This is a genomic window from Hyphobacterium lacteum (assembly GCF_036330345.1).
GTDB lineage: Bacteria > Pseudomonadota > Alphaproteobacteria > Caulobacterales > Maricaulaceae > Hyphobacterium > Hyphobacterium lacteum.
Genome location: NZ_JAZDRP010000001.1, coordinates 61,331 through 81,319 on the forward strand (window position 1 = coordinate 61,331; position 19,989 = coordinate 81,319).

Sequence of the window (19,989 nt, forward strand, 5' to 3'; positions counted from 1 at the left end):
TTGTGAATGATCATTTACAACGGGTATGGCGAGCGCCTGATCTTTATGCAAGTGAATAATCACTTATATCGCAAGTTTCGGGTGGAAAGCCCCGCAGGGAAACGGCATCAAGCGTGCGAAAGTCTGTATAGGAGACCGTAATGTTCCGGATCGAATCCCTCGACCCCACGCCCTTTGCCCCGCTGTTCGCCCTCGACGAGGCAGAACTGGCCGATCGTCTGGCGAGGAGGGTCGTGGCCAGCGCTGACATGGGCTTTCCATGCCGTGCGAGCCTGCGCGATGCGCCGAGGGGCGAGACGTTGATCCTCGCCAATTACCAGCACCAATCGGCAGCTACGCCGTATCAGGCCACGCATGCCGTCTACATACGCGAAAACGCGGAGAAGGCGGAGCTGAGGCCCGGCGAGGTCCCGGCGATGTTCGAAACTCGGACGCTATCGCTACGCGGCTTCGATGCCAGGGGATTGATGCGCGATGCGGCGGTCGTCGAAGGCCGGGATTTGGCCGGCGCGCTCGATGCTCTATTCGGCAATCAGTCGATCGCGGAAATCCATATCCATTTCGCGGCGCCGGGCTGCTTTGCGGCGCGGGCCGTGCGGGCAGGGTAGATTACACGCCACAGCCGCCTCGTTTCCTTGACAGGCAGGGTGCTTCGCGGGCACATCGCGCCCTTCTGAACGATATATCCCAGAGGGGCTTCGCCGCCATGCATGCCTATCGCACCCACACTTGCGCCCAGCTTCGCGCCAGCGATGTCGACACCACAGCCCGTATCTCGGGCTGGATCCACCGCAAGCGGGACCATGGCGGTCTGCTCTTCGTCGATCTGCGCGATCATTACGGTCTGACGCAGTGCGTTCTCGAGCCGGAAAGCCCGCACTTCCAGACGCTGGAACGCGCCCGCGTGGAAAGCGTTGTGACGATTACTGGCAAGGTCGTGGCGCGTTCTGCCGAGACGGTAAACGCCAATCTTCCCACCGGCGAGATCGAGGTTCGGGTCGAGGATCTGACCGTTCAGTCTGCCGCAGAGGAATTGCCGATGCCGGTGTTCGGTGAGCCCGAATGGTCGGAAGAAGTGCGCCTGAAGCACCGCTTCCTCGATCTGCGCCGTGAGACCCTGCACAACAACATCATGCGCCGCGTGGCCGTGATCCGCGCCATGCGTGACAAGATGGCGGCTGCGGGCTTTTTCGAGTTTGCCACCCCGATCCTGACCGCGTCGTCGCCGGAGGGCGCGCGCGACTTCCTGGTGCCGTCGCGTCTGCATCCCGGTAATTTCTACGCACTGCCGCAGGCACCGCAGCAATACAAGCAGCTGATCATGGTCTCCGGCTTTGACCGCTACTTCCAGATTGCGCCTTGTTTCCGCGACGAGGACCCGCGCGCGGACCGTCTGCCGGGCGAGTTCTACCAGCTCGACGTGGAAATGAGCTTCGTCGAGGAAGAAGACGTCTACACCACGATGGAGCCGGTGATCCGGGAGGTCTTCGAAGACTTTTCCGAGGGCAAGCCGGTCACGGCCGAATTCCCGCGTATTCCCTACGATGTTGCCATGGCGAAATACGGCACCGACAAGCCGGATTTGCGTAACCCGATCGAGATGCAGGACGTGACGGAGCATTTTGCCGGCTCCGGTTTCAAGATTTTCGCCGGCATGATCGAGAAGAACCCCAAAGTGCGTGTCTGGGCAGTTCCGGCCCCGTCGGGCGGATCGCGGGCTTTCTGCGACCGGATGAATTCCTGGGCGCAGAAGGAAGGCCAGCCTGGCCTGGGCTATATCTTCTTCCGTGACGGTGAGGGCGCGGGCCCGATCGCCAAGAATATCGGTGAGGAGCGGACAAATGCCGTGCGTCAACAGCTCGATCTGAATGATGGGGATGCTGTCTTCTTTGTGGCCGGTGTGCCGTCAGAGTTCGCGTCCTTTGCCGGCAAGGCCCGTGACCGTGTTGGTACAGAGCTGAACCTTGTTGACGAGGACCGGTTCGAACTAGCCTGGATTGTCGATTTCCCGATGTATGAATGGGACGAGGACAACAAGAAGATCGATTTCTCTCACAATCCGTTCTCCATGCCGCGCGGCGGTCTGGCGGCGCTGGAAGCCGCCGAGAAGGAAGGCAATGAGGCGCTGTTAGCCCTCAAAGCCCAGCAGTATGATCTGGTCTGTAACGGCTTCGAGATCGCCTCTGGCTCGATCCGGAACCATATCCCGGAGACCATGATCAAGGCGTTCGGCATTACCGGCCTCGGCCCGGATGTGGTGAAGGAGCGTTTCGGCGCCCTCTACCGGGCATTCCAGTATGGCGCACCGCCTCACGGTGGCATGGCTGCCGGTGTGGACCGGATTGTCATGCTGCTGGTGGGGGCGAAAAACCTGCGCGAAGTCAGCCTGTTCCCGATGAACCAGCAGGCGGCCGATTTGTTGATGAATTCGCCGGCTCCGGCAGATGCAGCGCAGTTGCGCGATCTGAGCCTGCGCGTGGTTCTGCCAGACGCCAAAAAGGGCTGATCAGTCTTCGGTGGATTCCGGGGCCGGAGGCGGAGCAGGCGCTTCGCCGGGCCCTTTGGGTCCCAGCGGTTCAGAGGCGGGCATTTCAAAGACCCACTCATACCGGCCATTCAACTGATAGCGGTTGCCGTTGACGACCACGGAAGGACTGCGCGGATCGGGATAATGGCTGCCTGTCTCGTCGATGAAGATCAGACGTTCGCCTGACTGCCTCACCAGGCGGAGCATGTCAGGATTGGACCGCATCTGGTCTGCGAAATCAGCCTCGCGGACCTGCAGTTCGATTTCCATCTCGCGGACCTCGCGCAGCTCCTCCTCGATCTCTGCGGCAAGCTCCTGACGCGTCCCGATATCGATCTCCGTATCTCGGAGGATGCTTTCTGCTTCGACCATGGCACGTCGTGTCTCCACGATGGAACGCCGCACCGCCTCGAATTCCGCAACAGCCCGGGCCTGTTCGGCGCGGATTTCCTCGATGCGTTGCACGTTCTCGGCGTCGCGCACGATAAACACATTCTGCTCGGGACCACTGGTCGTGAAAGACAGGCGCAGCGGACGGCGCGGTTCAGGCGCGCGCGTCGTGCGTTGTGGCAATTCACTGCAGTCGCGCAGCTCGATACCATCGGGAAGCTGGCTGGCGGCCGTGGAACAGGCGTCCCGCAAGGCTTCGGGTGTCAGGCCCGTCACCTCGATCATGATCGTCCCTTCCAACCGTGCGCCTTGCAACACGGCTCCGGAAAAATCAGCGCGGACAAAATGTGCGCCGGACAGATCGACACCGCGCATGTCGGCTTCGCTGAAATTGACGTCGCGCCCCTCTGTGCCGCGCATGATGGCGCCCGGCAGGTTGGCCGCCGTGAAATTGGCACCGTCCAGCGTTGCACCGTCAAAACGGGAATTGAACAGGCGGGTTCGGACGAAGCTGGAATCCGTCAAATCGGTTTCCATGAAATTCGCCAGTATCAGTAGCGAATCCGTCAGGTCCACACCGGTCATGATGGAGCCATCAAACCGCAGGCGCTCGCCATGCAGACTGACCAGCACGGCGCCTTCCAGCTCGGACTCCTGGAACATCACGCCCGAAAGACGCGATGTGGTGAAATCAGCCCGGTTCAGGCTGGAGCCGATAAAACGCGTCTCGACCTGGACGGAATGATTGAGGTTGGCGTCGTTGAGATCGGAGGCGATGAACGTCGCGCCGATGATTTCGGCACCATAAAGGTTTTCGCGTGCCAGATCGCAGCTCTGGCATTGCCCGGAAATCGTGATTGTCCGGTGAGGGTGTTCATCACCCGCCCGGGCCGCGCCGGAGACGCCGATCAGGCAAAGCCCGGCAAGGATATGTCTGGCAATTTCTTTCACGGAATGAGCAAATAAAGAAAACTTGTCCGCATGACGACTTAAATCGCTGTAAGCCCGCAGACATTTTCTAATCAGCATACGGGTATACGCAAGCCCCTTGGAAGTTGGGTGGCTCCGTCACCGCAAGCCCCGTCCAGCTGTGTCTGGGTCAGTCCGCGGACCCGCTCCATCTCGGCACCTGACAGGATCGCACCGCTGAGGCGCGCCCCGGAAAAGTCAGCGCTGCCGAAATAGGCTCCTACCAGATTGGCGTTCTCCAGATTGGCATTGCGGAAGCTGGCACCCGTAAACCGGCCGCCGAACAGGTCGGCAATGGACAGGTCCGCCCCGCTGAAATTCGCGCGGTTCATTGTTGCGAGGGCCAGGCTGGCTTGCCGCAAGCGGGCATTAGAGAGGTTCACGCCGGGCAAATCACGATAGGACAAATCGGCCTGGAACAGATTGCAGCCGCTGCAGGACTGACCGCTCTGGACGCGCGCGATCTCGCCAGCATTCTGCGCCGCAGCGGCGGCAGACAGGCTCAGCATCAGGACGGCAAGACAGGCCAGGCGTTTCATAGCGGTGCGCTCCAGTACATTTCCCCTGACGGTTGCAAGATCGGGGCCGGGCTCAACTAACGGCCTTCTTATCGGATTTCATTGAGTTAATCCTTAATCCATGGCATTTCGTGTGGCAGGGGAGATTCCATGGGCAATTTGGTTCGCGAATTACAGCGCCGGAACGTGATTCGGGTGGCTGCGGCCTATCTCGTGGTCGGCTGGATCGTGATGCAGGTGGTTGATGTCATCGGCGCCGCCTCTGGCATGCCCGGCTGGGCGAGCAGCTTTGCGCTCATCATCCTGATCGTTGGCTTCCCGGTCGTGCTGTTTATCGCCTGGGCATTCGAGCTGACGCCTGAAGGCATCAAGCAGACCGCATCGGTTCCGGAATCGGAAAGCCGTACGGCCGAGACCGGACAGATCCTGAATTATGCCATCCTCGGAGCGGTCATCGTTCTGGTTGCCATTATCGGCTGGCGCCAGCTGGCGCCGTCCGACACTGGTTCCGGCGCGCAAATGGCCGCGACCCAACCTGTTTCCGGGCCGGAGGCGGTTCAATCCGAGACGGAAAATGTCGCTGAACCCGCGCCGGCGGCCTCCAGCGATCATTCCATTGCCGTCCTGCCGTTCGAGGCTTTCTCCAATGAGGATAGCGACCGCTTCTTTGCCGACGGACTGACCGAGGAAATCCTGAATGCGCTGGCGGCTTTGCCGGATATCCGGGTGACATCGCGCACCTCGTCATTCCAGTTCCGCGGAGCAGAAATCCCTCCCATTCCTGAAGTCGCTGCCCGCCTCGGCGTCAATCATGTGCTGGAAGGTTCGGTCAGAAGCAGCGGTAATCGCGTCCGGGTGACGGCCCAGCTGATCCGGGCTTCAGATGATGCACATCTCTGGTCCCAGACCTATGACCGGACGCTGGACGATGTTTTTGCCATCCAGGAAGAAATAGCGGTCAGCGTCGCTGATATTCTCGAAGTCGCGATGGATGAGCGCGCGCGCCAATTGATGCGCGATTCCGGTGCGCGGAGTATCGAGGCCTTTGTCGCCTTCCAGCAGGGCCAGGAGATTTTCCGCGAGCGGCATCTCAACGATACGGAAACCCAGCTGGGCGACGCCAGCGCGTTGTTTGAACGCGCCACCGAGCTCGATCCGAGATTTTCGGAAGCCTATCTCTTGTGGAGCGACCAGTATGCCCATGAGATGATTGTTCTGGTCGAGCGTTCTCTTCAGCGCGTGCAGGAGGATGCATCCGGCGAGCCGGTTACGGCCACGTTTGATCAGGAAGCGTTTGATGCGGCCCATGCCGAACATACGCGTTTGCTGGAGCTGGCAGAGGAAACGGCGCCGGATGAAGTGCGCGGCGCGATCGCTCATGCCAACCGCCTGCTTTTTTCGGACGACTGGCAGCTGGCCTACCCGATTATCGAGACGGTCATGCAGACCGATTTATGCGTCGAGGACAATTACCTGAACACGCTGGTCGCATTTGCCGAGCCGTCGATGGAGCACGTGAACTTCTATTCCGAACAGGTCGCCTGTGATCCCCTCAATTCCACAATTTGGAGTTCCTATGAGCGTGTCCTCTTTGCGAATGGCCTCTACGACCGTGCGCTCGAGGCCCACAGGGAGCACCTCGAACTCGGCATTGTCACCACTGCGCTTGGACAATCGGAATTTCTGGCGATGGATATCATGATGGCGCAAGGCCGTTTTGATGAGGTCGACGCGATATTGCAGGAGCCCGGTCTGGATCCCCGCGGTGTGATTTTCTTCGCCCTGAGATTGGCGTCGCTGCGCGGAGATGCGGAGGCTGCCAGTGAATTGGCAGAACAGGTGCTGGCGATACCGGGCTTACCCACGCAGTTCGAGGTACTGGTTTATGCGATGATCGGCGATCGAGAGAATGCGAACGCGGCGGCCGCACTGGTGGATAGCCGCCCGCTGTCGCCGGTCGTTTTAAGTCAGATGATAGGATTTTGCAGTTGCGGTGCCCCCTTCGATCTGGAAGCCGCGCCGAATTTCGCCGCCCGGCTCGCAGAGGCCGGTTTTCCATGGCCGCCCGCGACCGATTTCGGCTACCCCTTGAAGGACTGGTAGGGGATGGGCCGTTTCCTGCACGAGCTGAGACGGCGGAATGTTTTCCGGTTTGCAGCCGGCTATCTGGCTGTTGCCTGGGTCACATTCGAGGTGATTTCCGGCGTCAAGAATGCCGCGGGATTGCCCGTCTGGGCCGACAGCGTTGCCCTTATCATCCTGGTCGCAGCCTTCCCGGTCATTCTGTTCGTCGCGTGGACGTTCGAACTGACGCCCGATGGCATCCGCACAACCCGTAGCCCGGAGTCAGGCGCGAATGACGTGCCTCTGACGCCGCGGCCGATGGATTACGTGTTGATGGCGGCCATTATTCTGTTCGCCGGATTATTGGCCTGGCAGCCCATCAACAGGACAATCCGCACCGGTGCGCCGCCTCTGGCCCGGACGGGTGAGGAAGTGAACATCGTCTCGTCCGCTGAGACGGAAGGCGGCGCCGAAGCTGAAACCGATGGGCAGGAACCGGCAGCCATTCCCGAACTGACCGTTGCGGTTTTGCCTTTTCTGGCGATGAGCTCAAACGAGGATGACGGCTATTTCGCAGACGGGCTGACCGAGGAGATCCTGAATTCGTTGGCCGCCGTGCCCGAATTGCGCGTCACCTCGCGGACGTCGGCCTTCCAGTTCCGCGGTAATGATCTTCCGTCCATTCCCGAGATCGCGAACAGTCTGGGCGTGGCCCATGTCCTGGAGGGCTCGGTCCGGCGCTCGGGCGATCAGGTGCGCATCACGGCCCAGCTGATCCGCGCGGAAGATGATGTGCACCTCTGGTCCCAGACCTATGACCGGTCACTGGACGATGTTTTCGCCATTCAGGAGGATATTGCCGAAAACGTTGCCGGCGTGCTCCAGATCGTTCTCAGCGAAAACAATCGCCGGCAGATGCGCAATTCCGGGACCCGGAACATTGATGCTTTCATCGCGTTCCAGCAGGGCAAGACGCTGTGGGACCGGGGCCATCTCGAGGATGATGGTGACGCGCTTCTCGAACAGGCTGATGCATTCTTTACACGCGCAACGGAACTCGCCCCGGATTTCTCCGAAGCCTATCTGCTGCAGAGTGATTATTACGCCCATATCCTCAGCGAGTATGCGCTGGAAGAAGAATTCGGCGAGGACGAGCTGGACGCTGCGCGCGAGCGCCACACCGAATTGCTGGAGCGCGCTCACGAGACGGCGTCAACGGATACGCGGCGGGCGATTGTCGAGGCCAACCAGATCTTCTTTTCCGATGACTGGCGTAATGCCCGGGGTGCCATCGAGGATGCCCTGACCTCGCAGGAATGTGCCCACGACAACTGGCTGCAGGATTTTGCCCGTGTCTATGACAATCTGGATCATCGCCTCGACTATGCCGAGCGCCAGGTTCGCTGTGATCCGCTAAACCCCGATACCCGCCTTTTGCTGGGCAACACGCTTCTGGATCGCGGTGATTATGACGCGGCGCTGACGCTGGCCGACGAACTCGTCAATCAGGGCATGGACTATGAGTCCGAAGTGATCCGCTTTGACGCGTTGCTGGGGTTGGGGCGGCTGGACGATGCCGAGGCCATGTTACAGCCGCACTGGGAATGGGAACGGATCCGGCTGGCGGCGATGCGCGGCGGCGATGAAGCCGAGACGGTGATCCGCCCGTTCGCGACCGATGAAACCGGCTGGTTCGACATGCTGATGCATGCCTTTCTCGGCGATCGCGAGGCCGCCAATGCGATGGCTGCAGAGATTGATGCGCGGCCTTACGGTTTCATCGACCTGATGACGGCTATCGATTCCTGCCGGTGTGGCACCCCGTTCGACAGAGACGCAGCCCCTGATTTCTCGATGCGTTATGCCCAGTCCGGTTTCGCCTGGCCACCAGCCGGTGATCTGGGCTTTCCGTTGATGGAGACGACAAGCGATGAGTAACCTGATCAGCGAGCTTCAGCGGCGAAACGTCTTTCGGGTTGCAGCAGCCTATCTGGTTGTCGGCTGGATCGTCATGCAGGTGGTGGACGTCATCGGTTCGGCGGCCGGGATTCCGCCATGGGCCAATGCCTTTGCCCTGATCGTCCTGATCGTCGCTTTTCCGGTGATCATATTTATCGCCTGGGCATTCGAACTGACGCCGGATGGCATGAAACGCACCGCCGATGTACCGATGGAGGAAAGCCGGACCGGACAGACCGGTTCGGTCCTGAATATCGCCATCATTGCCGGTCTGGCGATCGTGGTCGTGTTGCTGGTCTGGCAGCAATTCTCTCCAACGGCGGATCAGCCGCCAGCTGTTGTTGATACCGCGCAAGCCAGCGACGATGACGAAGGCAATGATGATCTCATAGACGCCGTGGCACCACCAGAGCGGTCTGTGGCGGTGCTGCCCTTCCTGTCATTCAGCTCGAACGAGGACGACCGGTATTTCGCCGATGGCCTGACCGAGGAAATCCTCAACTCGCTGGCCTATGTGCCCGAGCTGATCGTGACCTCGCGCACCTCTGCTTTCCAGTTCCGCGGTGACGATTTGCCATCCATTCCCGAGATCGCGGAGCGGCTGGGCGTGGCACACATCCTCGAAGGCTCCATCCGCCCGTCGCGCAATGGCGAGCAGGTGCGGATCACCGCCCAGCTGATCCGGGCGGCCGACGATGCCCACCTCTGGTCCCAGACCTATGACCGGTCCTACGAGGACGTTTTCGCCGTCCAGGAGGACATTGCCGAGAACATTGCTGCCGTGCTCGGGGTCGCTCTGGATGCCGAGGCGCGCGAGCGCATGGACGATGCCGGCACCAACAGCCTGGAAGCCTTTATCGCGTTCCAGCGAGGCTATGCCCTGCATTCGGCAGCGCATGATGGCAACGGCGCGATTGTCGGGGAGCTGGAGGAAGCCAACGCCTTCCTGATGGAGGCGGTATCCTATGACCCGGACTTCAGCGAGGCCTACAATATTGCAGCGGATCTCTACGCCCACCGCATGCTCGAAATCTTGCGTCTGGAGCCCGAGATCGATGAACAGCAGTTCGAGGCGGCGCGGCAATCCTATTTCGACCTGCTCGACCAGGCCGCGGCCAACACACAGGATGCCTCGACGCGCGCTCTGGTGGCACTGGACCGCTTGTATTTTTCCGACAACTGGATCGGCGTGAGCGAACAACTGGACAATGTCGATCCACAGCAGGGATGTGGCCGGGGGGCGTGGTTGCCGGAGTTTGTCGCGATTTCCGGCAGGGCGGAGGAATTCCTGCCCTATTACCGGCGCTGGGTGCAATGCGATCCGCTCAACCCGCTGGCATGGTCGGTTCTGAACCGGATCGCGTTTGCAGCCGGTGATTTCGAATTGTCTGCGGAAGCCGCCCGGCGCGATCTTGAGTTGAACCCGGACGGCAATTTGGGCCGATATTCGCTTGTTGCGGCCGTGGCAGCGTCGGGTGACCGAGAGACGACCTTGAGGCTGTTGCGGGAATTCTCGGCGCCGGCCGGATTTGTCAGCACATTCGAGGCCATACTGGCCGGCGGCGAAGGTGACGCCGGCCCGGCCCGGGCGCTCATTGAAAGCGAGGCAGAAGGAAATTCCCAGGAAGGCTTTCGGGGACTCGGACAGTTTACCCTTCTTGCCATCGTGGATGATCGCGAGCGGCTGAATGCCTTGGTCGCCGACGTCGATCAACGACCGCTGGGCTATTACCAGATTATCCGGGTTCTCATTGATTGCCGCTGTGGTGTTCCCTTCGATATGGAGGCCGCGCCGAATTTCGCCCGCCGGATCGAGCAGGCGGGCATCGACTGGCCACCGCCGGGTGAAGGGCGCTTTTCGGACGCGGACTAGGTTCCGCTTTCCTCGCGCTTGGACCATCCACAGGCCTGGCAATCCAGCGTACCGTCATTAAGGCGCGCAACGGTGAAATGCCCGCATTCAGGGCAGGGGTCGCCATCATAATTGTCCGGTGTCAGCACTTCGGCTTCTTCGGCGTCGATAGCACCGCGTTCCTCTGCCTTCGCCTTGCGCATGTCATTGGTCAGCATGACGACATTGTCGGGTAGCTGGCCGCGCGAGAAGCCCTTGGAGATGAAGCGTGAAGCGTCTTCCTCGAGGATTTTTTCCTGCGCCACGCCGCGGCCGATGCCGCCGCTGACATCCGGCTGTACCTCGGCCAGATCGGTCCGTCCGAGATAGGAAACGGCCAGTTCGCGGAACAGATAATCCAGGATAGAGGTCGCATGACGGATTGAGTCATTGCCTTCGACCTCACCAGCCGGTTCGAACCGGGTGAAGACAAAGGCATCGACGAATTCTTCCAGCGGCACGCCGTATTGCAAGGCGATCGAGATCGCGATGGCGAAATTGTTCATCAGTGAGCGGAAGGCCGCGCCTTCCTTGTGCATGTCGAGGAAAATCTCGCCCAGCTCGCCATCATCGAATTCACCGGTATGCAGATAGATTTTGTGCCCGCCGACCGTGGCTTTCTGGATATAACCCTTGCGCCGGTCCGGCAATTTGCGGCGGTTGATCGGCTTTTCAACGATCTTCTCAACGATCTTTTCAACGATGCGTTCCTCGCCGGGCTCGAGATCATCGCCGATCTCGTCGAGCAGCGCGGTCAGACCCGTTCCAGCCCGCTCGATCCGCATCTGGGACAATCCGGCCTTGCCGGCTTGCCGCATCAGCCGCGCAACGACATCCGGGCCGGCATCAGCGGGCAGGGACAGATTGACCAAAACGGGGCCGGTGAGTTCGGTCTGCAGCACGTCAGCCAAAGCTATGACGGCATCAGGCGCAGGCCGGGCAAAGGCGGTCATGGCGCTCTTGTCCGCCATGCCGAGACCCAGGGTCTTCAGGCCCTCGATCACGCTATTGCGGAATTCGCGGCTCGCACCTTTTTCGACAAGAATGTCATTCAGCGGCGACAGGCCGATCGAGTCGGCTTCCATCATCCGGGCCAGATCGCCGTCCGGAGCCTCGGCAGAGACGATCACCCGCTCGCCTGCGGCAGATATGGCCGCTTTGGCGATAGTGCGAGCCAGCTCACGGGCCTCTTCGCTGTCATAGGCCAGACCTTTGGCTGCAAACATCGCAGCAAACCCGGTCAGGGAGATCGTCCCGGCTGTCTCGGATTTCCTGACGCCGGAGCGCAGCGCGCCTGACCAGCGGGAAATCACCGCCTTGAGGGTCTTCAGGTCACCGGATGTGGCAGGCAGGTTGAGATAGAGGTGTGGCCCGGCGGCTGTTCGTTCCGGCGCAAAGCTCAGCGCGGGCGCACCGAAGCTCCAGATCGACTGGGCGATCTGTTGCCACCAGGCCCGTGCGGGCTCCTCGGTACCGTCATGGAATGCCCAGTCACTGTCGGCGGCTTCGGCTTCGATCAGATCAGCGGGAATTTGCAATGCGGGAATATCAATCGGCGCGGTGGGCTGGAAACCCAGATCAGGTTCATCGAACTCGCCTTGCCGTGCCAGAGCCAGCGCATGCTCAATGGCTTCATCGGGAGCGCCATCGCGCCGTGCCGCCTGCAGTGCCTTCTTCAGCGCTGGATTGGTGGCCGGGTCGAGACAATCCTCGACATCGCCAGCGCATTGGGCGATCGCATCGCCAATCGCCATCAGCCTGTCACGCAGCACGCGCGCACCAACATCACCAATCGCGGCTTCCAGATGCGCTTTGCTTATGTCATGGGCCAGCGTGCGGGCCTCGCTCGTATCCGCGCCGATCTGCGTGACCGCGGGAATCCGTGCCTGGCCCGGCAGTTTGTCGCCATAGGCGATGTCTGTCCCCGCATTCGCCCACAGGAAAGGCTCGGGCGATATGAAGCGTTTCTCGAAATCGGCCTTCAGCGCCCCCATCAGCGCCTTGTCCTTGGCTGGCCGGGCGAAATGCAAGGCGATCCGGTTGAAAACTTGCTCGGCATCGCTTTCAAGCGCCCGGTCTTTTCCATCAGCCACCCGCGGGCGAAGCCAGTCGGGACCTTTCGTTCCAGGCTTGGGCTTGGTCGCAACCGGGCGCGGAGCGGCGCATAATTCTGCCAGGGCAGCTACCGCACCCACATCCCAGCCATCGGGCGCGCGGAAGGAAACATCCTCCCCGCCATCGGGATCGCGGAGCGTGAAAGTCGAATACTGGATCTTGCCGGATTTTGTCATGGGAATGCCGCCTGAAAGAATCACCCGAATCAACGCAAAGCATACGCCTCGCTGCGGCACTGCCCAATGCAGGCAAAGCCCACTGGACCAATAGGGTGTGGATAGGCATATTCCGCGCCGAGTCTGATCCCTTCAAAGGACACGCGCCATGCTCGGAAAACTGTTCGCCTGGTGGAATGATGCCACGCCCGGTACCTATCTGACCCTCGCCATGAAGGGGGCAAGGAAGGTGGGCGAGGATGCCTACGGCAATCGCTATTTCGAGGAAAAGAAGGCCACCGGCTCGGATGGCCGGGTGCGCCGGTACGTGGTCTATAAGGGCTATGCTGATGCCAGCCGCGTTCCGATGGAATGGCATGGCTGGTTGCATCACACTTTCCAGGATCCGCCGACGGGCGATGAGCCGCGTCACGCCTGGGAACAGGAACACGAGCCGAACCTCACCGGCACGGTCCATGCCTACAAGCCGTCCGGCTCGCTGTCGCGCGGCGGACATCGTCAGGCCAATAGTGGTGATTATGAAAGCTGGTCGCCTGAGGGGTGATCGCTCTCGACGCGGGGGCCGCATCGCGGCATCATGAAGCCATGACTGTTATCCGGCGTCTTATCCTTTGTGTTCTTCTGGCCCTGCCGCTGGGCCAGGCTGCAGCCCAGAATCTGTCCAGCCGTCCCGGCACGGTGCTGGTCATGCGTGGTCTCGACAAGGTCACGGCCCGCACTCAGGACTTTGAAATCCGTATCGGCGAGGAATACCAGTTCGGTTCGCTGACCATCTTGCCGCGCTATTGCCGCGAGCGTCCGCCAGAAGAAACGCCGGAGACATTTGTCTTCGTCGAGATTTTCGAGCGCCGCCAGGACGATGGCAGCATGCTGGAAGAGGGCGGCGAGCGGATTTTCTCGGGCTGGATGTTCGCCTCCAACCCGGCGCTCAATCCGCTGGAACACCCGGTCTACGACGTCTGGCCGATTGACTGCAGGGCCTGAGCCCCGCTCGCATTTTCCGCTAACCGGTGAAAGTCTGCGTCGATGGCAACAGCCTCGGCAAGCCTTTGCTTGTAGATTTCCGCGGTAACTTCCTCGGTTCCGAACTGGCTGAGATGCCGGGTCATGAATTGTGCATCCAGCAATCTGAAGCCGCCGGTGATCAGCCGGGCGACCAGGTGGACGAGGGCGACTTTGGAGGCATTGCTGGCGCGCGAGAACATGCTTTCGCCGAAAAAGGCGCCACCCAGCGAAACCCCGTAGAGGCCGCCTGCCAACTCTCCCTCGAGCCGGCATTCAACGGAATGGGCATGGCCCATCTCGAACAATTCGCCATAGAGCCAGCGGATCGGCCGGTTGATCCAGGTATTGTCGCGGTCGGGTGCCGGCGCCGCGCACATCGCCACGACCTTGTGGAAGTCCCGATCGATCGTGATCTCGAATTTGCCCTGTCGAACCAGCCGCTTCAGGCGCCGCGGAACGTGGAAACCCTGCAGCGGAATATTGGCGCGTAGAGGCGGATCAACGAGGAACAGGCTGGGATCATCGGCGGAATCCGCCATCGGGAAGATGCCGTCACGATAGCAATCCAGCAGGTCAGCCGGTCCGAAGCCCGGCATCGCCTAGTCTTTCGCGCGGTCGGCAAGCCAGCTTTCGAGCCAGCGGATGTGGTAATCGCCGGACCGGAAGGCCTCTTCTTCCAGCAGGGCGAGGTGTAGCGGGATCGTTGTCTTGATACCGCCAACCACCATTTCTTCCAGCGAGCGCTTCAACCGCAGCAGGGTTTCCTCACGCGTCTTGCCGGAAACGATCAGCTTGCCGATCAGGCTGTCATAATAGGGCGGGATCGAATAACCGGCGTAAAGGCCGCTATCGAGGCGCACACCCAGACCGCCGGGCGCATGGAATTCCGTGACCTTGCCCGGAGAGGGCGCGAATGTTGCCGGATCTTCCGCATTGATGCGGCATTCGATGGCCCAGCCTTCAAACGTGATGTCATCCTGCGTGTAGCCCAGCTTCTCGCCAGCGGCGATGCGGATCTGCTCGCGCACGAGGTCGAGACCGGTGATGGCTTCCGTGACCGGATGTTCCACCTGCAGGCGGGTATTCATCTCGATGAAGTAGAATTCGCCATTCTCGTAGAGATATTCGACCGTGCCGGCGCCACGATAGCCGATGGCGGCCACAGCATCGCGTGTGATCTCGCCGATCCTGGCGCGCGCCTCGGTATCCAGAGCCGGCGAGGGAGCCTCTTCCAGCACTTTCTGGTGACGGCGCTGCAGCGAACAGTCGCGCTCGCCCAGATGCACGACATTGCCATGCTGATCGGCCAGGACCTGGATCTCGATATGGCGCGGCTTGCCGAGATATTTCTCCAGATAGACGGCACCGTCGCCGAAAGCGGCCTCAGCCTCGCGGGAGGCCGTTTCCACCGCTTCACGGAAATCCTTCGGCGTCTGGGCAACCTTCATGCCGCGCCCGCCACCACCGGCAGCCGCCTTGACCAGGACGGGATAGCCGATCTCGTCGGCGATCTTCTTGGCTTCTTCGATGTCGGTAATACCACCATCCGAGCCGGGAACGACCGGGATGCCGGCATCCTTCACGGCCTGCTTGGCGGTGATCTTGTCGCCCATCAGGCGGATATGCTCAGCCGTCGGACCGATAAAGACCAGGCCATGGGCTTCGACGATTTCGGCAAAGCGGGCATTTTCCGACAGGAAGCCATAGCCCGGATGGATGGCCTGGGCGCCGGTAATTTCGCAGGCAGCGATGATCTGCGGGATTTTCAGATAGGACTGGTTGGCCGCATTCGGCCCGACGCAAACGCTTTCATCCGCCAGTTTGACATGCATGGCTTCGCGGTCGGCCTCCGAGTGGATGGCCACCGTCTTGATGCCCATTTCACGGCAGGCGCGGTGAACCCGGAGCGCGATCTCGCCGCGATTGGCGATGAGGACTTTATCGAACATCTCGCCCGCGCCGATCAGTCGATCACAAACAGCGGTTCACCGAATTCGATCGGCTGGCCGTCTTCCACCAGCATGGCGGTGAGCTTGCCGGATTTCGGTGCGATGATCGGGTTGAAGGTCTTCATGGCCTCCACCAGCAAAATGGTATCGCCTTCTTTCACCGCATCACCGATCTTGGCGAACTCGTCAGCGTCCGGATTGGGACGGAGATAGACTGTGCCGACCATCGGCGAAGGAACGGCATTGTCCGGAGCTCCCCCCGAAGCGGCCGGTGCCGCAGGCGCAGCAGAAGGTGCCGGAGCCGCAACAGGCGCCGCGGCAACAGGCGCAGCAGCAACATGCTGGACAGGGGCGGCCTGAACAGTGCGGGCGACATACATGCGCAGCCCGTCGCGCTCGACCTCGATCTCGGTCAGTTCGGTTTCGCGGAGGATCTCTGCGAGTTCCCGCACCAGTTTCGGATCAAAAGCGGTGTCCTGCTTCGTACCTGCCTTGGATGACGTGGCCATGCTTGTCGTTCGCCTCTCGGGTTTCGGATTCGGCGTGTTCTAGATCAGCTTGGCGGCAATCGCCACCGCTTCGGCATATCCGGCAGCACCTTTCCCGGAAATCGTCCGGTTGGCTACCAGGCCGACATAAGACTGATGCCGAAACGCCTCCCTCTTCTCTGGATCGCTGATATGCACTTCTATCACCGGTATGGATACCGTCTTTAAAGCGTCATGAAGAGCAATGGAAGTATGCGTGTAAGCCGCCGGATTGATGATGATGGCAGCAAATCCGTTGCGCGCTTCCTGTATCCAGTCGATCAGCACGCCTTCATGGTTGGACTGGCGGAAATCGATCGACAGGCCGTGCTCGGCGGCAGCCTTCGCACAGAGCGATTCGATGTCGGCCAGCGTCTCATGGCCGTAAATCTCCGGCTCACGCGTGCCGAGCAGGTTCAGATTGGGTCCGTTCAGGATCATCAGCGTGGATGACATGTGTGCCTTGCCCCTTGACGTGAGGGCCGGGTTCTACGACCTCCAGACGGTAGATTACAAGCAGGCGAGGCCGCTGGCGTGAAACTGACGATCAATGGCGAGACACGCGAATTCGCTGACGGGCTGACGATTTCCGGCCTGGTAGAAGCGCTTGGCCTGAATCCGAAAAAAGTCGCTGTCGAGCGCAATCTGGAAGTCGTGCCCAAATCACTGCACCCGGAAACCGTGCTCGCCGATGGCGACAGGATCGAGATCGTCCAGTTCGTGGGCGGAGGATAGTTTCATGGAAGATACCCCCTTCATCGTCGCCGGCCGCGAACTGAAGTCGCGCCTGATTATCGGCACCGGCAAGTATGAAAGCTATGAGCAGAATGCCCGCGCACTGGAGGCTTCCGGTGCCGAGATGATCACCGTGGCGGTGCGGCGGGTGAATCTGACCGATCCGGACCAGCCCTTGCTGGTCGATTACATCGATCCGGAGAAATACGTCTTCCTGCCCAATACGGCGGGCTGCTTCACGGGAGAGGATGCCGTGCGCACACTGCGCCTGGCGCGCGAGGCCGGCGGTTGGGACCTGGTCAAGCTCGAAGTCCTGTCCGACCCGAAACATCTCTACCCCGACATGGAAGAAACGCTGCGGGCCGCCGACATGCTGATCAAGGACGGATTCCAGGTCATGGTCTATTGCTCGGACGATCCGGTCTACGCAAAGAAGCTGGAGGAGGCGGGCTGCTGCGCAATCATGCCGCTCGGTGCGCCGATCGGTTCAGGGCTCGGCATTCAGAACCCGGTGAATATCCGGCTCATCATCGAAGCCGCGAATGTGCCGGTCATCGTCGATGCCGGTGTTGGCACGGCCTCGGATGCCGCTGTGGCGATGGAGCTGGGCTGTGATGGCGTCTTGATGAATACGGCCATCGCCGAAGCGAAGGACCCGATCCGCATGGCCTCGGCGATGAAGCATGCCGTCATCGCAGGGCGGGAAGCCTATCTGGCCGGCCGCATGTCCAAGAAGCGCTATGCCGACCCGTCCAGCCCGCTCAGCGGTATGATCTAAACAAATTTGGCGTCGCCCTCCGACTTGATCGGAGGGCCTGAACGCCAGGCCGCTCTTGCCGAGGTTCTCCGGTTAAATCGGAGGAAAACGGAATTAGAAGTTCAGCCTACTGGCCACCACCATTCTGTGCGCGGCGCACGGCGGCGATCTCGCTGGCCAGCGCCTGATCCAGGGCATCACGATTGGCACCGGAAATCGGCCGGCCATTGATGATGAAGAAGGGTGTTCCGTCCGCACCGATCGCGCGCCCCAGCGCGTAGACCTGTTCGATATGCGTCTGGATCGCCGGATCGGCCATGTCTTCCTGCATTTGCTCGATATCCGCGCCGGCGAGCCGGGCGAAATTCTCGATCCGGCCAGACGGTAGCGGGCCGCTGGACTGGATCATGGCCGTATGGAAGCGCCAGTAAACATCGTCGCCCTGACGCAGCACGGCCAGTGCGGCGCGCGCGGCTTCGCGTGATTCCTCGCCGAGGATCGGATACTCCTTGAATACAAAGCGGATATGCTCGCCATAGGCTTCGCGGGCTTCGTTCACCCATTGCGAAGCGATCCGGCAATAGCCGCACTTGTAGTCCATGAATTCGACGATCACGATCGGCGCATCGTCATCCCCGAACGACGGGTCGCGGGCATCGTTGAAGATCAGGTCGGCATTGGCGCGGATCGCGCCCATCATGGCTTCGGTCTCGCGCTGGCGGGCGCGCCGCTGCAGCTCGATCAGGGCTTCCTCGATGATCTCGGGATTTTCCAGGATGTAATCGCCGATCATCTCGCGGATTTCGGTGCGCTGCGCATCCGACAGCGATCTGTCAGATTGTGCTGAGGCCGGGCCGGCAAATGCCAGCAGGGCAAGGATACCGGTCAGAGCGGCAAAAAACGCTTTCATGAAACTTCCCCGTTAAATACCCGGACTGATTTAGCCGGATGCGATGCGCCTGCCAATGACGATGCTGTTAACGGTCGCGGCGGCTCTGGCGGGGCGCCTCGTCGGCCATGCGGGCCTGTGCCACCGCCATCAACTCGCCAGCCCGGAACCGGTCGACCGATCCGACCTCGAGATGCGGCATGGCGCGGGCAGCAAACTGGATGGCCCGGCCGTTATTGCCGACCGCAAAGGCCTGTTCGGCGATCGCCAGCTGGGCGCGCGGCGTGTCGCCATTGCGTTCATGGACAATGGACAACTGGTACCAGGCAAAGCTGTTGTCCGGCTCGATATCCAGCGCGACGCGCAGATGCTGGCCTGCAGCTTCGAGATATTCCGCATCTTCCGAGGCGATCATCGACATGGCGAGATTGACCCTCAGCAGCGGTGCGCTCGGCATCAGATCGACAGAACGCTGATGGTATTCGATCGATTCCGCGGCGTGGCCGCTTTCAAACAGCATCTGGCCATAAAGCTCGTAGAAGTAGGGATTGTCCGGCTCTTCCTCGATCAGGGATTCGATCTCTTCACGCGCATGATCCATTTGCGCATCGCGGTAATAGGCGACGGCCCGGGCATAGCGCGCCGGCAGGCTGTGATCGGTGACAGGATAACGGAAGAAGACATGGCCCGGCTCGGCCATGAAGCCGTAGATTTTGGCCTGCAGCCGCTCGAGGCGCTCGACTTCTTCAGGCGGTGCTGCCTGTTCGACAAATGGTGAGCTGGCCACGCCCTCGCGCAGCGACGTCACGCGGGCTGAAGACAGGGGGTGGGTGCGGAAATAGGGATAGCGGCGAGCGGCACTGAAGGCTTCCTGATAACGGAAACGCTCGAAAAACTGCAGCAGGCCTGCCGGTGAAGTTCCGGTTTCATTGAGGAAGCGCAGCGCGGCCTGATCTGCCGAGGATTCCTGGGTACGCGTATAGCTGAAGAATTGCAGCGCGCCGAATTGCTGGCTCGAGGCCATCAGCGCGGCTCCGGCCTGTCCTTCACCGGCCAGCGCAGCCAGGATGCCCAATCCCATCGTCGCAAACATCGGAATGGCCGCCTGGTTCATGGCTTCCCCGGTCCGCGCCAGGTGTGCGCCAGAGATATGTCCGGTTTCGTGCGCAAGCACGCCCTGGACCTGCAGCGGGTTTTCGGCCTCCAGAATCAGGCCGGTATGGATGAAGATATTCTGGCCTTGCGTGACGAAGGCATTGATTTCCGGGTCAGCGATTATGTAGAGGCCGACATCGTCCGGTATCAGGCCCGCGGCCTCCAGGAACGGGTCGGTATAATCCCGCAACATGATCTCGATCTCGGTATCGCGGATCAGTGACTGCGCAGAGGCAGGCGCGGCGGCAATAGCCGCGGAAAACAGAACCGGGATCAAAGCGATAAGGGCACGCATAGAACTTCCTTCGAACAGCCCCCGCTGAATTCGAACACTAGCATACGCAACGAACGGGCCAAGCCCGT

18 protein-coding genes are annotated in these 19,989 nt (G+C 60.9%); 9 read left to right on the top strand and 9 right to left on the bottom strand.

What is annotated here, in order from left to right; genetic code table 11:
* Positions 1-140: 140 nt before the first annotated feature.
* Together V0U79_RS00335 and aspS are read left to right on the top strand one after the other, a co-directional pair.
* Positions 141-608, top strand: a complete 468-nt coding sequence (locus tag V0U79_RS00335; protein WP_330197466.1) for a DUF1203 domain-containing protein — start codon at positions 141-143, stop codon at positions 606-608.
* Between the two features lie 98 nt (positions 609-706).
* Positions 707-2,506, top strand: coding sequence for an aspartate--tRNA ligase (aspS, locus tag V0U79_RS00340; RefSeq protein WP_330197467.1), 1,800 nt, complete (start codon positions 707-709; stop codon positions 2,504-2,506).
* On the opposite strand, the gene V0U79_RS00345 is transcribed toward aspS, so the two are convergent.
* The gene (locus V0U79_RS00345) at positions 2,507-3,868 is read right to left on the bottom strand and encodes a pentapeptide repeat-containing protein (protein ID WP_330197468.1); all 1,362 of its coding nucleotides are present in this window, start codon (positions 3,866-3,868) and stop codon (positions 2,507-2,509) included.
* 71 nt (positions 3,869-3,939) lie between these two features.
* Positions 3,940-4,425 (bottom strand): pentapeptide repeat-containing protein, encoded by a 486-nt coding sequence (locus tag V0U79_RS00350; RefSeq protein WP_330197469.1) that lies wholly within the window; start codon positions 4,423-4,425, stop codon positions 3,940-3,942.
* 129 nt (positions 4,426-4,554) lie between these two features.
* Between V0U79_RS00350 and V0U79_RS00355 the strand changes: the two genes are divergently transcribed.
* From V0U79_RS00355 to V0U79_RS00365, 3 genes are read left to right on the top strand one after another with little or no spacing between them, the layout of a single operon-like run.
* On the top strand, positions 4,555-6,507 hold the full coding sequence (locus V0U79_RS00355; protein ID WP_330197470.1) for a hypothetical protein: 1,953 nt from the start codon (positions 4,555-4,557) through the stop codon (positions 6,505-6,507).
* A 3-nt stretch (positions 6,508-6,510) separates the two neighbouring features.
* A complete protein-coding gene (locus V0U79_RS00360) occupies positions 6,511-8,406 on the top strand; it encodes a hypothetical protein (protein WP_330197471.1) in 1,896 nt (631 codons plus the stop codon).
* Positions 8,399-10,300, top strand: coding sequence for a hypothetical protein (locus V0U79_RS00365; protein ID WP_330197472.1), 1,902 nt, complete (start codon positions 8,399-8,401; stop codon positions 10,298-10,300). The genes V0U79_RS00360 and V0U79_RS00365 overlap by 8 nt, the downstream gene beginning before the upstream one ends.
* Here the strand turns inward: V0U79_RS00365 and V0U79_RS00370 are convergent.
* A complete protein-coding gene (locus tag V0U79_RS00370; RefSeq protein ID WP_330197473.1) occupies positions 10,297-12,609 on the bottom strand; it encodes a TSCPD domain-containing protein in 2,313 nt (770 codons plus the stop codon). The genes V0U79_RS00365 and V0U79_RS00370 overlap by 4 nt on opposite strands.
* A gap of 148 nt (positions 12,610-12,757) precedes the next feature.
* Here V0U79_RS00370 and V0U79_RS00375 point away from each other — a divergent pair, with 148 nt between their 5' ends.
* Both V0U79_RS00375 and V0U79_RS00380 read left to right on the top strand, forming a co-directional pair.
* A complete protein-coding gene (locus V0U79_RS00375; RefSeq protein ID WP_330197474.1) occupies positions 12,758-13,153 on the top strand; it encodes an NADH:ubiquinone oxidoreductase subunit NDUFA12 in 396 nt (131 codons plus the stop codon).
* A gap of 41 nt (positions 13,154-13,194) precedes the next feature.
* Complete coding sequence (locus V0U79_RS00380) at positions 13,195-13,593, top strand: DUF2155 domain-containing protein (protein WP_330197475.1); 399 nt, start codon at positions 13,195-13,197, stop codon at positions 13,591-13,593.
* On the opposite strand, the gene aat is transcribed toward V0U79_RS00380, so the two are convergent.
* Genes aat through aroQ form a run of 4 tightly spaced genes read right to left on the bottom strand, consistent with a single transcriptional unit; the run spans position 13,560 to position 16,546 of the window.
* Complete coding sequence (gene aat, locus V0U79_RS00385) at positions 13,560-14,210, bottom strand: leucyl/phenylalanyl-tRNA--protein transferase (RefSeq protein WP_330197476.1); 651 nt, start codon at positions 14,208-14,210, stop codon at positions 13,560-13,562. The two genes, V0U79_RS00380 and aat, sit on opposite strands and share 34 nt — an antisense overlap.
* A gap of 3 nt (positions 14,211-14,213) precedes the next feature.
* Entirely contained in the window at positions 14,214-15,563 is a 1,350-nt protein-coding gene (accC, locus tag V0U79_RS00390) for an acetyl-CoA carboxylase biotin carboxylase subunit (RefSeq protein ID WP_330197477.1), read from the bottom strand.
* 14 nt (positions 15,564-15,577) lie between these two features.
* Entirely contained in the window at positions 15,578-16,072 is a 495-nt protein-coding gene (gene accB, locus V0U79_RS00395; RefSeq protein WP_330197478.1) for an acetyl-CoA carboxylase biotin carboxyl carrier protein, read from the bottom strand.
* Between the two features lie 39 nt (positions 16,073-16,111).
* Positions 16,112-16,546, bottom strand: a complete 435-nt coding sequence (aroQ, locus tag V0U79_RS00400) for a type II 3-dehydroquinate dehydratase (RefSeq protein ID WP_330197479.1) — start codon at positions 16,544-16,546, stop codon at positions 16,112-16,114.
* 78 nt (positions 16,547-16,624) lie between these two features.
* Between aroQ and thiS the strand changes: the two genes are divergently transcribed.
* Together thiS and V0U79_RS00410 are read left to right on the top strand one after the other, a co-directional pair.
* A complete protein-coding gene (gene thiS, locus V0U79_RS00405; protein WP_330197480.1) occupies positions 16,625-16,825 on the top strand; it encodes a sulfur carrier protein ThiS in 201 nt (66 codons plus the stop codon).
* A gap of 4 nt (positions 16,826-16,829) precedes the next feature.
* Complete coding sequence (locus V0U79_RS00410; RefSeq protein WP_330197481.1) at positions 16,830-17,603, top strand: thiazole synthase; 774 nt, start codon at positions 16,830-16,832, stop codon at positions 17,601-17,603.
* A gap of 106 nt (positions 17,604-17,709) precedes the next feature.
* Here V0U79_RS00410 and V0U79_RS00415 read toward each other — a convergent pair whose 3' ends face one another.
* Together V0U79_RS00415 and V0U79_RS00420 are read right to left on the bottom strand one after the other, a co-directional pair.
* The gene (locus V0U79_RS00415; protein WP_330197482.1) at positions 17,710-18,492 is read right to left on the bottom strand and encodes a DsbA family protein; all 783 of its coding nucleotides are present in this window, start codon (positions 18,490-18,492) and stop codon (positions 17,710-17,712) included.
* Between the two features lie 67 nt (positions 18,493-18,559).
* Positions 18,560-19,921 carry a M48 family metalloprotease gene (locus V0U79_RS00420; protein ID WP_330197483.1) on the bottom strand — a complete coding sequence of 454 codons (1,362 nt, stop codon included), beginning with the start codon at positions 19,919-19,921 and terminating at the stop codon, positions 18,560-18,562.
* Positions 19,922-19,989 lie beyond the last annotated feature (68 nt).

What these genes read in the sequence shown, in the direction of transcription:
- V0U79_RS00335 (WP_330197466.1), top strand. Translation starts at nt 141, where the DNA reads ATGTTCCGGATCGAATCCCTCGACCCCACGCCCTTTGCCCCGCTGTTC.
- aspS (WP_330197467.1), top strand. Translation starts at nt 707, where the DNA reads ATGCATGCCTATCGCACCCACACTTGCGCCCAGCTTCGCGCCAGCGAT.
- V0U79_RS00350 (WP_330197469.1), bottom strand. Translation starts at nt 4,425, where the DNA reads ATGAAACGCCTGGCCTGTCTTGCCGTCCTGATGCTGAGCCTGTCTGCC.
- V0U79_RS00355 (WP_330197470.1), top strand. Translation starts at nt 4,555, where the DNA reads ATGGGCAATTTGGTTCGCGAATTACAGCGCCGGAACGTGATTCGGGTG.
- V0U79_RS00360 (WP_330197471.1), top strand. Translation starts at nt 6,511, where the DNA reads ATGGGCCGTTTCCTGCACGAGCTGAGACGGCGGAATGTTTTCCGGTTT.
- V0U79_RS00365 (WP_330197472.1), top strand. Translation starts at nt 8,399, where the DNA reads ATGAGTAACCTGATCAGCGAGCTTCAGCGGCGAAACGTCTTTCGGGTT.
- V0U79_RS00370 (WP_330197473.1), bottom strand. Translation starts at nt 12,609, where the DNA reads ATGACAAAATCCGGCAAGATCCAGTATTCGACTTTCACGCTCCGCGAT.
- V0U79_RS00375 (WP_330197474.1), top strand. Translation starts at nt 12,758, where the DNA reads ATGCTCGGAAAACTGTTCGCCTGGTGGAATGATGCCACGCCCGGTACC.
- V0U79_RS00380 (WP_330197475.1), top strand. Translation starts at nt 13,195, where the DNA reads ATGACTGTTATCCGGCGTCTTATCCTTTGTGTTCTTCTGGCCCTGCCG.
- aat (WP_330197476.1), bottom strand. Translation starts at nt 14,210, where the DNA reads ATGCCGGGCTTCGGACCGGCTGACCTGCTGGATTGCTATCGTGACGGC.
- accC (WP_330197477.1), bottom strand. Translation starts at nt 15,563, where the DNA reads ATGTTCGATAAAGTCCTCATCGCCAATCGCGGCGAGATCGCGCTCCGG.
- accB (WP_330197478.1), bottom strand. Translation starts at nt 16,072, where the DNA reads ATGGCCACGTCATCCAAGGCAGGTACGAAGCAGGACACCGCTTTTGAT.
- aroQ (WP_330197479.1), bottom strand. Translation starts at nt 16,546, where the DNA reads ATGTCATCCACGCTGATGATCCTGAACGGACCCAATCTGAACCTGCTC.
- V0U79_RS00410 (WP_330197481.1), top strand. Translation starts at nt 16,830, where the DNA reads ATGGAAGATACCCCCTTCATCGTCGCCGGCCGCGAACTGAAGTCGCGC.
- V0U79_RS00415 (WP_330197482.1), bottom strand. Translation starts at nt 18,492, where the DNA reads ATGAAAGCGTTTTTTGCCGCTCTGACCGGTATCCTTGCCCTGCTGGCA.
- V0U79_RS00420 (WP_330197483.1), bottom strand. Translation starts at nt 19,921, where the DNA reads ATGCGTGCCCTTATCGCTTTGATCCCGGTTCTGTTTTCCGCGGCTATT.